8 protein-coding genes and 1 tRNA gene are annotated in these 14,721 nt (G+C 46.0%); 2 read left to right on the top strand and 7 right to left on the bottom strand.

Annotation, left to right across the window (positions count from 1 at the left end):
• The first annotated feature begins 44 nt into the window (after positions 1–44).
• Positions 45–1,181: a PDDEXK nuclease domain-containing protein gene (locus tag AC1HCU_RS11370; protein WP_480366090.1), complete on the top strand. Its 1,137-nt coding sequence runs from the start codon at positions 45–47 to the stop codon at positions 1,179–1,181.
• Between the two features lie 98 nt (positions 1,182–1,279).
• Here AC1HCU_RS11370 and AC1HCU_RS11365 read toward each other — a convergent pair whose 3' ends face one another.
• The 3 genes from AC1HCU_RS11365 to AC1HCU_RS11355 all read right to left on the bottom strand — a co-directional run bounded on the left by AC1HCU_RS11365 (position 1,280) and on the right by AC1HCU_RS11355 (position 3,369).
• Positions 1,280–2,065 carry a hypothetical protein gene (locus AC1HCU_RS11365; protein WP_480366088.1) on the bottom strand — a complete coding sequence of 262 codons (786 nt, stop codon included), beginning with the start codon at positions 2,063–2,065 and terminating at the stop codon, positions 1,280–1,282.
• Between the two features lie 83 nt (positions 2,066–2,148).
• On the bottom strand, positions 2,149–3,117 hold the full coding sequence (locus tag AC1HCU_RS11360) for a hypothetical protein (RefSeq protein ID WP_480366087.1): 969 nt from the start codon (positions 3,115–3,117) through the stop codon (positions 2,149–2,151).
• Between the two features lie 168 nt (positions 3,118–3,285).
• Positions 3,286–3,369: transfer RNA gene (locus AC1HCU_RS11355), tRNA-Leu, on the bottom strand.
• 243 nt (positions 3,370–3,612) lie between these two features.
• Between AC1HCU_RS11355 and AC1HCU_RS11350 the strand changes: the two genes are divergently transcribed.
• The gene (locus AC1HCU_RS11350; protein ID WP_480366085.1) at positions 3,613–4,695 is read left to right on the top strand and encodes a mannose-1-phosphate guanylyltransferase; all 1,083 of its coding nucleotides are present in this window, start codon (positions 3,613–3,615) and stop codon (positions 4,693–4,695) included.
• On the opposite strand, the gene asnB is transcribed toward AC1HCU_RS11350, so the two are convergent.
• The 4 genes from asnB to AC1HCU_RS11330 all read right to left on the bottom strand — a co-directional run bounded on the left by asnB (position 4,696) and on the right by AC1HCU_RS11330 (position 14,698).
• Positions 4,696–6,363 (bottom strand): asparagine synthase B, encoded by a 1,668-nt coding sequence (gene asnB, locus AC1HCU_RS11345; RefSeq protein WP_480366083.1) that lies wholly within the window; start codon positions 6,361–6,363, stop codon positions 4,696–4,698.
• 66 nt (positions 6,364–6,429) lie between these two features.
• Complete coding sequence (locus tag AC1HCU_RS11340; RefSeq protein ID WP_480366081.1) at positions 6,430–7,854, bottom strand: glutamate synthase subunit beta; 1,425 nt, start codon at positions 7,852–7,854, stop codon at positions 6,430–6,432.
• 18 nt (positions 7,855–7,872) lie between these two features.
• Entirely contained in the window at positions 7,873–12,405 is a 4,533-nt protein-coding gene (gene gltB / locus AC1HCU_RS11335; RefSeq protein WP_480366079.1) for a glutamate synthase large subunit, read from the bottom strand.
• Positions 12,406–12,502: 97 nt separating this feature from the next.
• Positions 12,503–14,698 (bottom strand): glutamine synthetase III family protein, encoded by a 2,196-nt coding sequence (locus AC1HCU_RS11330; protein WP_480366077.1) that lies wholly within the window; start codon positions 14,696–14,698, stop codon positions 12,503–12,505.
• Positions 14,699–14,721 lie beyond the last annotated feature (23 nt).

Here is a 14,721-nt window from a genome sequence, read left to right as displayed (position 1 = left end):
TTTGTAAACGACTGATTTCCTAATTTGCTTAAAACGAAAAGGATATGCAACAACAATTCAGCACAAATTTTAACCAAGCAATACAAGCCATTAAGAGTGCCATTTTGCAAAGCCGTTATAAGGCTGCAGCATTAGCCAACAGAGAGTTATTGTCGCTGTATTACGGTATCGGGGAATTTGTATCGAGAAAATCGCGCGAAGGGACTTGGGGAACGGGAGCTATCGATCAAATCTCGAATCAACTACAACAAGAATTACCCGGCTTGCGCGGTTTTTCAGCTGCGAACATCAAGAATATGCGGCTTTTTTACGAAGCGTGGTGCGACATCCTAAATCGTCAGTTAGCAACTGACGATTTATTACGGTCTAATTTCGAGCACATTACAACTCGTTCGTCAGTATCGGACGATTTGCAGATTAAAACAGATTGGCTAGCAAACGCATCTTTGCTTCCAACGCCGAATTTTACGTTAATTGGCTTCACGCATCATAATGAAATTGTCAAGAAAACTGAATCGTTGGCTGAGCGACTGTTCTACATTGACCGATGCGCAACTGATTTTTGGAGTGTGGAAAAATTAAAATACTGCTTGAAAGAGAATCTTTTCTCCCAACAAGGCAAACTCGCTAACAACTTCTCCATAACCATTTCTGATGCCGACTTAAGGCGAAAAGCGCTCCTTTCGTTCAAAGATGAATACTTGTTGGATTACATTAATATTGAATCGCCGGATGAAGAATTTGATGAGCGGGTTCTCGAAAGTGAAATCATGTTGAATATCAAAAACTTTATCATGTCTTTGGGGAAAGATTTTGCCTTTATCGGCAATCAGTATCGTTTTATTGTTGAAGAACAGGAATATTTTGTCGATTTACTTTTCTTCAATCGCCAACTGCAATGTATGGTAGCGTTTGAGTTGAAACGGGGCGCATTTAAACCCGAATATCTTGGAAAAATGAATTTCTATCTTTCCGCTCTCGATGATTTGGTTCGCCTGCCGCACGAAAACCGATCCATCGGCATTATTCTTTGCAAATCGAAGAAAGAAAAAATAGTGGAATACGCTTTTAGGGATACGTCTAAACCGATGGGCGTTTCCACATACAAATTGGCAACAGAATTGCCGGAGAAATATAGGGATATTTTGCCCGATGAAGAGGAATTGAGAAGGTTGATGTGATTTTAATGGGGTAGGCATAAGATTGCAACATCTCCGAAAATAATTCTTCTATCTTGAGAGATGTTGCATTTAATTATTGAGTAAACATGGATTTTTTACTACTTCTCTATGACTTGAGCTGTGAATACTGATTCCGCTTTAGGATATTCAACTTGTACTTTTGAGGTAACATCCTCGAATAACGCTATAGGAACGAGTGCTTCAGATTTGGTAGATGGATAATATCTACTTAAGACTAGAAGTCTTTTTTCATTATTAATATCAATCTCAAATCCTATTGTGAAACTATTGGTCGTTTCGTCGATTGTTATTCTTTTCTTTTTAAAAGTTGTCTCAATGCCGTTAGAGCCAAATTTCTCCGGATAAACAATCGCTTTCCCTCCTCTATCTTCGTCTTCGTAATCAGTATAAATAAACTTATAGCCGCCTCCGACTTTTACTGGAATTTCAACAAGTTGTTTCTCTTGGATCGCTTTTTTCTCATTTCCGGTCAGATCACCCCCATCTGTAAAAACATCATGTGCCTCTATGACAATATTAATTGTTTCATATATTATACTCACATTTAGTGTCAATATATTTTGTGAATTATCGGTTATTGTCACCTTGGCTTCACCTATACTTTTTGCTTCCAATCGAAAATCGACAGAAGAAATCATTTCCGCGGTAACTACTTCAGGATTTTCTGATATTATCTTGTAGTTGCCGTCACCACCCTGTAGAGAAAAACTGTATCCTGAGGCAGGAGGATAGAAAATAGAGATTGATGTCCCTTCTCTGTCTCTTAACTCTATAGGCTTCAAATTGTCATCATCATTACAACCCACAAAGTTGATTGTGCCAAGGAATAAAACCAATATTCCGAATAAAAATTTTGTTTTCATTTCGTCACTTTTTTCAAACAATTACTTTTACAAATTAACTTACATATCCTGATAAAGCTAAATGTTTTGATACGGATTCATTCTCAATGAAGATAATAGACAACACCAAAGCGGAAGCCCTCCTCGGATGTACGCTCATGATAATTTTCCATAGAAAACGGGATCAGGTTATGTATGTTGAAATAGGGATTGACAAACAATCCCACGGGTATGTTTTTCAGGTCATATTTTGCACCGATACCGATAACCGCAATGGTTGCCGAACCGATGGGGGGAGTGAACTTAATTTCGGAATTTGCCGTGGACAGGTCGGATTGTTTGAGCCGTTTGCTTTTTCCAGAAGAGAGGAAAAGGCGGTTTTTATCGATCACCGATTGCCAGTTGCGTGTGATCGGGCTGCGGTCGTCCAATGCCGAGAAGAAATAGGCCAACAGGCGGTTATTGCGTGCCTTTAATGGTTGTGAAAGGTTACAGGCAAATATATTTTCAAGTGTCTGGCTTGTGATATTCTCGGGAAACATACGTACATCGTTAAGGCATTCGGACAATAATTTGATTTGTGCGGTATTGAGCTGCGCTTCAAAAGTGGATTTTCCTTCGGTTAAAATGTTGGTCGTTTTCTCTTCGGGTAACTTGGATTGAAGGAATGCGATATATCCGGTAAGGTAAATGGATGAGATGATACCGGAGAAATAGGGTAACTGCCCGTCATATATTTCGGGATCGTCTTTCAGCCTGTCATGGCTTAAACTGGTACTTTCGGAATTGTGGTACTTTTTCCTTTCATCGGGAGAGATGGATTCGATAAAGGTGCTATCCCAAAGGATATTCTTCAAGTCGGGATAATTTGTAATGACGTGAAGTGTGGGGTACTTCTCATGTAACTCTACCAACTCGCATGACGCCTTGTAAATTTCTTCACGGATATGCGTGTGTAGGGTTTTATCATCCCAATATTCGGATTTCAACTCAAAAAGGTCGATTGATTTTTTCAACCGTGATGAGGTAAATTCATTGATGAATTTTTGAAGACGTTGAAATATTGGTTGCATATCATTGATTTTTGGCTTATACCGACAAAAATAGGAATTATATACAATATGAGAAAGCAAAGGAATACATTTCCGTAATTTTCAGAAAATCGGTTAAATAGTACGCTTTTAGTACACTTTTTAAAAAGATAAAACCCTGATTATCAATTGATAGTCAGGGTTTTTGAGTACCCAGAGCCGGGATCGAACCGGCATGGAAGTGAATCCACTGGTGTTTGAGACCAGCGCGTCTACCAATTCCGCCATCTGGGCATTCTGTAGAAAAGTGAGTGCAAAAGTACATATATTTTCGGGATTATGAAAAAGTTATCTTTATTTTTATGCAATTTAACCACCCTTTTCCCTCCGGATGCTCTTTTGTTTGTATCTTTAAGGGTGCAAAAAGCAAGATTTAAAACAAATTGTAAAAATAAGATGTTATTTATGACATAAACCCGCGGAAAATAGTCATTTAGCACCCTATGGAAATTTTATTTTATTAATATAATCTTAGGAATGAGAAACAATAATAATTTTTGTGTGATCATGTGTGGCGGTGTGGGAAGCCGCTTCTGGCCTTTTAGCAAGGAGGATAAACCCAAGCAGTTCCTTGATTTCTTCGGCACAGGACGATCGCTGCTGCAAAGTACTTTCGACCGCTTTAAAAAAATAGTTCCCGTAGAAAATATTTACCTCGTAACCAATGACGCGTACGCTGAAACAATCAGAATGCAGTTGCCTGAAATTAAAGAAAATCAGCTTCTGCTGGAACCTATAAGACGCAATACTGCCCCTGCTATAGCCTATGCTTCGTTCAGAATCAGAGCTGTAAACCCGGATGCCAACATCATTGTGGCACCCTCCGACCACCTCATCATGAATGAAGAGCAGTTTGAGATCGATATGAAGAAAGGGTTGGAGTTTGTAGGTCAAAACCCGGTTCTGCTTACGCTGGGAATCAAACCTAATCGCCCCGAAACGGGTTATGGCTACATCCAGGTGGATGAGAAAGATATGGATGGAATTCAAAAGGTGAAAGCCTTTACCGAAAAGCCTAATCTCGACCTGGCAAGAAAATTTGTGGAAAGCGGTGAGTTTATGTGGAACTCCGGTATTTTTCTCTGGAATGTGAACAGCATCATTGATGCTTTCAAAAAACATCTGCCAGACATTGTGCAGAAATTTAATGAGGGTAAAGAACTTTTTAATACACCTTCCGAGAAGCAGTTTATTGACACAAGCTTTCCCTTTTGTCCGAATATCTCCATAGACTACGGAATATTGGAAAAGGCGAACAACGTATATGTAAATATTTCCAATTTCGGTTGGAGTGATCTGGGTACCTGGGGTGCACTGCATGATGTGTCGCAACGAGATAGCGACAACAATGCACAGCTGAATTGCAAAACATTGTATATTGAAAGTACCGACAACATTGTGGCGATGAGCGAAGATAAGCTTGTGGTAATACAGGGGCTTGAGGATTATATCGTGGCCGAATCGGACAATGTGTTGCTGATATGTAAAAAAAGCGAAGAACAACGCATAAAACACTTTGTGACGGATGTGAAATTCCGGTACGGAGATGAGTATGTCTGATCATCCAAAGCCGTGTTCGTGTATTGTTTTTACTGCTCTTCCAGAAGGATCGGCATTCTTCCGGAAGGTCTCGTCCCAGGCGAGCGCCACTGGTGTGCTACAGGCAACTGAAGGAACGGAGGGTACGCACGAAGCGGCACTATCTGAAGGAAATAGATCGGAATAGATGGTGCGGTAGACATATTCTTCTTTGGTCAGCGGTGGGTTTACGGGAAAGCGATGGTGCACGTTTGTCATCTGTTCGTCGCTCACCTGCCGGTTCGCAATTTCTTTCAGGCTGTCTATCCAACTATATCCCACGCCGTCGGAAAATTGTTCTTTCTGTCGCCAGACCACCTCTTTGGGCAGGTAATCCTCAAATGCCTGCCGAAGGATGTGTTTTTCTATTTTGCCGTTTCCTGCCATCTTGTCTTTTGGATTGAGCCTCATGGCTACGTCCAGGAACTCCTTGTCGAGAAAGGGAACACGTCCCTCCACCCCCCACGAGGCGAGAGACTTGTTTGCACGCAGGCAGTCGTACTGATACAATTTGCTCAGCTTCCTGACAGTCTCCTTATGAAACTCTTCCGTATTGGGCGCCTTATGGAAGTAGAGATATCCTCCAAAAATTTCGTCGGCACCTTCGCCGGAGAGTACCATTTTCACGCCCATCGATTTGATATAGCGGGCAATCAGGTACATGGGTGTACTGGCACGTACCGTTGTCACGTCGTAGGTCTCAATGTGATAGATCACATCACGAATGGCGTCAAGGCCTTCCTGCACGGTAAATTCTATCTCGTGATGGACGGAGCCGATGTGAGCGGCCACTTTTCGGGCTGAAGCCAGATCAGGTGATCCTTTCAGTCCGATCGCAAATGAGTGTAGCCGGGGCCACCATGCATCCTCTTTGTTATCTGTCTCTACACGCCTGGCAGCAAACTTTTTCGCCACGGCAGAGATAATGGATGAATCCAATCCTCCTGAAAGTAATACCCCGTACGGCACATCACTCATGAGCTGTCGTTGCACGGCATCCTCCATTGCCTTACGTAATGTGTCCACGTTGGAAGTATTGTCTTTCACATGCTCATATTCCATCCAGTCACGTGTATACCATCTTGCAGGTTTACCATCAGGACTGTAATAATAATGTCCCGGGAGAAACTCCTCAATCCTGTTGCAATATCCTTCCAGCGCTTTCAGTTCGGAAGCTACGTAATAAGCTCCGTCCTGGTCCCATCCCTGATACAGCGGAATAATTCCAATATGGTCCCTCCCGATCAGATAGACGTCTTTTTCCATATCATAGAGGGCAAAGGCGTAGATACCATTCAGATCTTCCATAAAGTAAGGCCCTTTGTCACGGTAAAGTGCCAGGATTACTTCGCAATCAGATTGGGTGAGGAATTCATAGGTTTGTTCATATCTCTTTCGGATCTCGCGATGATTGTATATTTCCCCGTTTACAGCCAGGATTAGCTTGCGGTCTTTGCTTACCAATGGCTGTTTCCCTGATGCCGGATCGACAATGGAAAGTCGCTCGTGCGTGAGAATGGCTTTGTCGCATGAGAAAATTCCCGAGCAATCCGGTCCGCGATGGCGCAGTCTTGTTGACATCTTTAACAGCTGAGGGCGTAATTGATCCTCAGGTTTCTTTAGATTAAAAGTACAGACGATTCCACACATATTTTTTTGTTTTTAAGAATCAGAAATTGTGACAAGGGCATAATCTCCGGATCATGTGACAGCGGACTACCGGGTGCTGATCACCCGGTGAATATCTTCCGCCACTTTGCGGCCCGAGGCAATTGCCTTTACCACCAGACTTGCTCCCATAATGGTATCACCGGCTGCAAATACACCAGGTATGTTGCTTCCGTGTTGTTTGTCCACCGCTACATTTCCCCGGGCATCATAGTCCACGCCCAGTTCATCGAGCAACCCTTCATGTACGGGATGTACAAAACCGAGAGCCAGCAGTATCAAATCGGCCTTTAGTGTTTCCTTTTGTCCCCGGGAAATCATCCTGAACCGGCCGTTTTCATCCTTTTCCCATGCCACCTCCTCTGCCGTGGCCTCTTTTACGCTGCCATCCTCCCCAACGAAAGAGAGTGTGTTCAACAGCCATCTGCGGATACATCCCTCCTCATGTGAGGAGGAGGTTTTTAAAATTTGCGGATATGGGTGGGGCCACGGTGTAGCGGGATTTTTTCCGAGGGGGGGCTGTGGCAAGATCTCTATCTGTGTTACGCTCTTTGCTCCCTGCCTGATGGAAGTACCTACACAGTCAGATCCCGTGTCCCCTCCTCCGATGACCAGCACGTGTTTGTCTTTGGCAGATATCTTTTCAGCTGTAAAAGCTTCTTCTCCCTGAAGCAACCGTATCTGCTGCGATAGAAATTCCATGGCAAAATGGATACCTTTCAGTTCGCGCCCCACAGGGTTGATATCTCTTGGTTTACCTGCTCCTGTAGCCAGACATACCGCATCATATTCCTGCATGATTTGTTTGCCCGGTATGTCCCGGCCTATTTCGGTGTTGGTCACAAACTCGATGCCTTCTTCCATAAGGATTTCCAGGCGCCTGTCGATGACATGCTTACTCAACTTGAAGTTGGGGATTCCATAGCGGAGTAGTCCGCCCGGTTTGTTGTCTTTTTCAAACACCGTGACATAATGCCCTTTCCGGTTCAGCTGCTGTGCAGCCGCAAGTCCGGCTGGTCCCGAACCAATGACGGCCACCTTCTTGCCCGAGCGGTATTTTGGGGGGCGGGCCTTGATCATCCCTTCCATAAAAGCTACTTCCGTTACGGAAGCTTCGTTCTCCCGGATCGTCACCGGCACGTCGTGCAGTGCCAGGACACACGATTTTTCGCAGGGTGCGGGACAAACTCTTCCGGTAAACTCCGGAAAGTTGTTGGTCTCATGCAATACCTCCACGCCTCTTCTCCAATTGCCCTTATAAATGTAGTCCTGCCATTCGGGCATCTTGTTGCCCAACGGACAGGCCCAGTGACAAAAAGGAATGCCGCAATCCATGCAACGTGAAGCTTGTTGCATGCGGTCTTCCCGGTTTAACGTCTGTTCTACCTCTGCGTGGTCATATATTCTTTCGCTTATGAGACGGTAGCCGGCTTCCTTTCTCGTTACCGTCATAAATGCCTTTGGATTTCCCATTTCTTTTGTTGTTTAATTTTAATAATCTCTTTCCACTACGGCTATCTTACGGTTCAGTTCATCCATCTTCTTTTCCTGAAATACTTTCTTGTATTCAATGGGCACCACCTTGATAAACATCCCTGCATAGTGTTCCCAGTGCTCAAGGATTTGTTTGGCCAGTGTGCTGTTGGTGTATTGCTGATGTTTGAAGATGAGGTCTCTCAGCTCCCTGCTGTCGGATAGATCTTCCACCAGCGACAGTTCTACCATTTCCATGTTGCAATAGTAGTCGAAATCATTTTCAGCATTGAGTACATAAGCCACACCGCCACTCATGCCTGCGGCAAAGTTTCGTCCGGTACTACCGAGGACCACTACACGGCCCCCAGTCATATATTCGCAGCAGTGGTCACCTGCACCCTCTACCACCGCAGTAGCTCCGGAGTTACGCACACAAAACCGCTCACCGGCAATGCCATTGATGTAAACTTCTCCTGCCGTGGCTCCGTAGAGCGATGTATTGCCGCAGATGATGTTTTCTTCGGGGCGGAATGTGCTATCCTTTGGCGGCGTCACGATGATCCGTCCCCCTGATAACCCTTTTCCAAGATAATCATTGGTGTCGCCGTGCAGATAAAAAGTGATCCCATGTACCAGGAAGGCACCGAAACTTTGTCCGGCTGACCCTTCAAAGTAGGCCGATATGGTATGATCAGGCAGACCCGCCTGTCCATAACGAAGGGCTACTTGTCCCGAAAGCATTGCTCCCGTGCTCCTGTCGGTATTTTTAATTTTCGATTTAATGCCGACAGGTTGCAGGAAATCGATGGCTGGCAATGCTTCGGAAATTAGTCTTCTGTCTAATATATCGTCTATCCTGTGATATTGTCCGCTCTTTCTCCGGAATATGAATCCGGACGGGTTTTTGGGATAAGAGGTTATCCTTGAGAGGTCTATCTTCTCTGTCTTTGGTAGTTCAGGATAGTATTTCCTTTCCAGCAAATCGGCTCTCCCTACAATTTCATCCAGTGACCTGAATCCCATCGCTGCCAGTTGTTCCCGTGTATCTTGTGCAAGGAAGCGGAAAAAATTCACCAAATATTCATAACGTCCCACAAAACGCTTGCGAAGTTCCGTATCTTGTGTAGCTACTCCTACAGGACAAGTGTTCAGGTGGCATTTGCGCATCATTACACATCCCAGTACAATGAGGGCGCTGGTTGCAAATCCGAACTCTTCTGCACCGAGCATGGCAGCGATCACGATGTCGCGACCCGTTTTTAACTGGCCATCGGTTTGTAATGTCACCTTACTCCGCAGATTGTTCAAAACCAACGTTTGTTGTGTTTCCGCCAACCCTATTTCGAGTGGCATGCCGGCATGCTTGATTGAACTGGCCGGGCTGGCTCCGGTACCTCCTTCCGAACCGCTGATCACGATCAGGTCGGCCTTTGCCTTGGCCACACCTGCAGCAATGGTTCCCACGCCACTTTCCGATACAAGTTTTACACTGATGACGGCCCTTGGATTTACATTCTTGAGATCAAAGATAAGTTGTGCCAGGTCTTCAATGGAGTAGATGTCGTGATGCGGAGGGGGGGAGATCAGGGATATTCCCGGAATGGAATGCCTGGTTTTTGCAATGATGTGATCCACTTTATGACCGGGCAGCTGACCTCCCTCTCCCGGTTTTGCTCCCTGGGCAATTTTTATCTGGAGCTCATCGGCGTTTACGAGGTATTCTGTAGTGACGCCAAACCGGCCGGAGGCCACCTGTTTGATGGCGCTTCTGCGCGACAGCCCGTCTTCACCGGGCTTAAAACGGAGAGAATCTTCTCCACCCTCGCCCGTGTTGCTGCGGCCGCCGATGATGTTCATGGCGATGGCCAGTGCCTCATGTGCTTCCTTACTGATGGAACCGTAGGACATGGCACCGGTACAAAAGCGTTTCATTATCTGTTCTACCGGCTCTACTTCTGCAATATCGACAGGGTTACGGCGGTAGTCGAGCAAGTCCCGGATAAATGCAGGATTTTCCTTCCCATTGACCAGCGATGTGTATTCCCTGAACAAGCGATAATCTCCTGTCTTTGTGGATATTTGTAGTCTGGCAATACTTTCCGGATTCCATGCATGATATTCCCCTTCCATACGATAGGCATAATATCCCTGGTTCCGCAGCCTGAAAGGTTCGTTGTCTTCCTTTTCAAAAGCCTCATTAAATGGTTGTAACACTTCCCGGGCGATATCATCCATGTCTATCCCTTCTATCTTGGAGGAGATACCCTTAAAATAGTTGTTCAACACATCTGAGGAGATGCCAAGGGCTTCGAAGATGTGTGCACCGCGATAGCTTCGGAGGGTGGAGTTGCCCATTTTTGAGAGAACTTTTAGCAATCCTTTGTTCACCGCCTTGATGTAATTTTTCTTTGCAGTATCAAAATCGAGTTGTATCTCACCTGATTTTACCTGTTGCGAAAGGATGGCAAAGACAAGATATGGATTGACTGCATTGGCCCCGAAACCGAACAAAAGTGCGAAATGCATGACTTCACGTGGCTCGGCGCTTTCCACCACGATGTCTATTTGCATTCTTTTTCTTTTCTCCACCAGATGAAGGTGTACGGCTGATGTAGCCAGTAGTGAAGGGATGGGCGCATTTTTGTCATTTACGCCCCTGTCGCTGAGTATAATATAGTTCTTGCCGTCATCCACTGCCTTTTCGACAGACCGGCAGAGGTTACCCACCGCTTCCTTCAAACCTTCAGCACCTTTCGCAGGATCGAAGAGCATTGGAATCACTGTGGTGGAGAATCCTTTGTAACGCAGGTTCGACAGGATGTCGAACTGGGTATTGGTCAGGATGGGACTTTTTATTTTTACAATGCCCGAGAGCGCGGGTATCTCCTTAAGCAGGTTTTGATGGATAGCTCCCAGGTATCCGGTGAGGGACATCACCAATTCCTCGCGGATAGGATCAATGGGAGGGTTGGTCACTTGTGCAAATTGTTGCCGGAAATAGTTGAACAACCGCTGCGGTTTTTCGGACAAAGCTGCCAGAGTGACGTCGTTTCCCATGGAAGAGACCGGTTCCTTTCCTTCCATTGCCATGGGCTTTATCAGTACTTCCAGGTCTTCTGTGGTGTATCCGAATACTTTCAACTGTGTCTCATAATCAGCCATGTCGTTATTCACACTTCTGCCCGAAGAGATGTCATCGAGATTCACGCAGTTTTTAGCGAGCCATTCCCGATACGGAAAAGCATTTGCCAGTCCTTCTTTTAGTTCATTGTCGGAGTATATTTTTCCGGTGAAGGTATCCACAATGAGCATTTTTCCCGGCTTCAACCTTCCCCGCGCTTTGATGTTAAATGCGTCCAGTTCAATTGTCCCGGTTTCGGAGGCAATAATCATGATGTTGTCGTGGGTGATCGTATACCGTGCGGGACGAAGCCCGTTTCGGTCGAGCATGCCTCCCGCAAAGCGCCCGTCGCTAAAGAGCAATGTCGCTGGTCCGTCCCATGGTTCCATCAGCATGCTGTGGTACTCGTAAAATGCTTTCAGCCCATCGGAGATAGGATTCTTGTCGTTGAAACTCTCGGGAACCATCATCGCCATGGCATGAGGCAGTGTCTTGCCAGACATCACCAGAAACTCCAGCACATTGTCCACCGAGGCGCTGTCGCTCATACGCGGCTGTACAATGGGATAGAGGGGTGACAGGTCGCCCAGCAGGTCCGACTCCAACTCACTTTCCCGGCTTTGCATCCATTGACGGTTTCCGCGGATGGTATTGATTTCCCCGTTGTGGGCCAGCATACGGAAAGGTTGTGCCAGATCCCATGTGGGAAATGTGTTTGTGCTGAACCGGGAATGGACCAGGGAAACCCGGCTGGTAAAATTGGGATCGGAAAGATCGGGGAAGTACTGACGCAGTTGCATTGATGACAGCATCCCCTTGTAAATCATTTGGCGGGCTGAGAGGCTTACAATATAAAAGCTGCGTTCCTCCGCCATCCTGGTTCCGGAAAGAGACTTTTCAACCTTCTTTCTCCATATATAAAACCGCCTCTCCAACTCGTCGGGAGACCCTGTGCCGGTAATAAACAACTGTTTGATGACGGGCTCATTTGAACGGGCTATCTTTCCAAGGCAGGCACTCTGTACGGGTACGTCGCGAATAAAGAGGAGGGTGAGATTTTCCTCGATTATTTTATTCCGGATCACATTCAGGCAAAATTCCCTCTCTTCCCTCTCCCGGGGAAGAAAAACAAGTCCGGTACCATATCGCCCCTCCGCGGGAACCGCGATTCCCTGTAAAAGAATGAACTCATGCGGAATCTGTACCAGTATGCCCGCACCGTCACCGGTGATATTGTCAGCGCTTTCCGCCCCGCGGTGTACCATGTTTTCCAGGACGCAGAGCCCTTTTTCCACGATATCGTGTGATTTCTCGCCATTCAGGGTGATTGCCAAACCTACTCCACAGGCATCGTGTTCGTTATCAAAAGAATAGAGTGTTTTTTGTTCCTGTATCCTGAGATGGCGGAAGATATTATTTTTATTCATAGCGTCTTGTTTTTTTTCGTTTTGAGCCAAAAAAATAGCAGATAATCATTACCCGCTATTCTTTTGCTGTTTGTCCGATATTTAATGATATGGCACTTTAGCTGATGAACAGCAGCTCCCTATATTTGGGCAGCGTCCACATCTGATTATCCACTATCAGTTCCAGCTTGTCTACATGATAGCGGATTACGTTGAAGTAGACTACTACAGTGTCGTGGTAGGCCACGGCCTTCTCACGTGCATCCTCCAGCTTGTTGGCCGACTTGCGGGCATCTACCATGTCATCCACATTCGTTTTTATTGCAGAGATATGATCGGCAATTTCTTCGATCAGTGCGGCATCCTCCTTCGATAATTTATCGGCTTTTTCCTTGTCGAAGACGGCTCTCATCTTGTAGAGGTTGTCGAGCAGCATAGACTGGTATTCCGTGGCCACCGGAATGATGTGATTCATGCACAGATCGCCCAATACGCGTGCTTCAATCTGAATTTTCTTGGTGTAGGTTTCCCATTTCACTTCATTGCGGGCGTGAAGCTCCTTCTCGTTCAATACGCCAATACTCTCAAACATCTTCACCGATTGCTCCGATGTGTATGCATCATAAATGACCGGAACGCTTGTCTCACAGTCGAGTCCCCGTTTTCTGGCTTCTTCCTTCCATTCGTCGCTGTAACCGTTTCCTTCGAAACGGATCGGCTTCGACATCTTGATATAGAGGCGAAGGGTATCGAACATAGCCTGCTCCTTTTTCATTCCCTTTTTTATTTTCGCGTCGATCTCCTTTTTGAAATCGATTAGCTGCGCGGCAACCACGGCATTCAATGCCGTCATGGCCGACGAACAGTTGGCCGATGAACCCACCGCCCGAAACTCGAAGCGGTTCCCGGTGAATGCGAACGGTGAAGTCCGGTTTCTGTCCGTATTGTCAATCAGTACTTCCGGAATATGGGAGATGCCTAATTTCATTTTTTTCAATTCATCCACGGTGATATCATCATCTTCCGAACTTTGCTCAATTTTATCGAGCACGGCAGATATCTGTGTTCCGAGGAAAATCGAAATAATAGCAGGGGGCGCTTCATTGGCACCCAGCCTGTGTGCGTTGTTGGCCGACATGATGGATGCTTTCAGCAGGGCATTGTGTTTGTAAACAGCCATTAGCGTATTCACCAGGAATGTGACGAACAGGAGGTTTTCGTTGGCGGTTTTACCAGGAGTAAACAGCCCGATGCCGGTGTCGGTGCAGAGCGACCAGTTGTTGTGTTTCCCCGAGCCGTTCACTCCGGCAAATGGCTTTTCATGCAACAGCAATTTGAAATTATGTTTGGCGGCTATCTTGTGCATCAGCGACATCACCAACAGGTTCTGGTCGACCGCCAGATTGGTTTCCCCAAAAATTGGCGCAATCTCAAACTGATTGGGAGCCACCTCGTTGTGACGGGTTTTCAGGGGAATGCCGTATTTATAGGCTTCAAATTCCACTTCCCGCATAAAAGCAGCCACACGTGGGGGAACAGCACCGAAATAATGGTCTTCGAGCTGTTGGTTTTTTGCACTTTCATGTCCCATCAAAGTGCGGTCGGTCAGGCTCAGGTCGGGCCGTGCAGCATAGAGTGCCTGATCCACCAAAAAATATTCCTGTTCCCATCCCAGGAAGGAATATACCTTTTTTACATCCGGATACAACAGTTTACATACCTCTACTGAGGCTTTGTCCACAGCCGACAGCGTTTTGAGTAGCGGGGTCTTATAGTCAAGCGCTTCCCCGGTATAAGAAATGAAAACTGTGGGAATGCAGAGTGTGTCATCTATAATGAAAGCTGGTGAAGAAGGATCCCATGCGGTGTACCCTCTTGCTTCAAAAGTATTGCGGATGCCTCCGCTGGGAAAGCTTGAAGCATCGGGCTCCTGCTGAGCCAGCAACTTGCCTGAGAAACGTTCGATGATACCTCCGTCGGGACCATTTACGTAATCAATGAAGGAGTCATGTTTTTCCGCAGTACCTTCGGTGAGGGGTTGAAACCAGTGTGTGTAATGTGTTGCACCCATTTCGATGGCCCACATCTTCATGCCGGCGGCCACGTGATCGGCAATCTCACGATGAAGCGTAGTACCCTGGTCGATGGCTTCAAGTACGGTTTTCATTGTCTCTTTCGAAAGATACTTCGACATTTGTGTCCTGTTGAACACATACTTTCCGTAATACTCCGAAGGTAACTGACCGGGAACGGGAATCTCTACGGGAACTCTCTTTAATGCTTCTACTACAGCTTGAAATCGTAATGTTGACATATTACACGTTTTTTTATTGTGGA

The organism is Proteiniphilum sp. LBM24028 (genome assembly GCF_056629195.1).
Note: the sequence above shows the minus strand (reverse complement) of the source record. Positions and strands in the feature narration are given on the sequence as shown.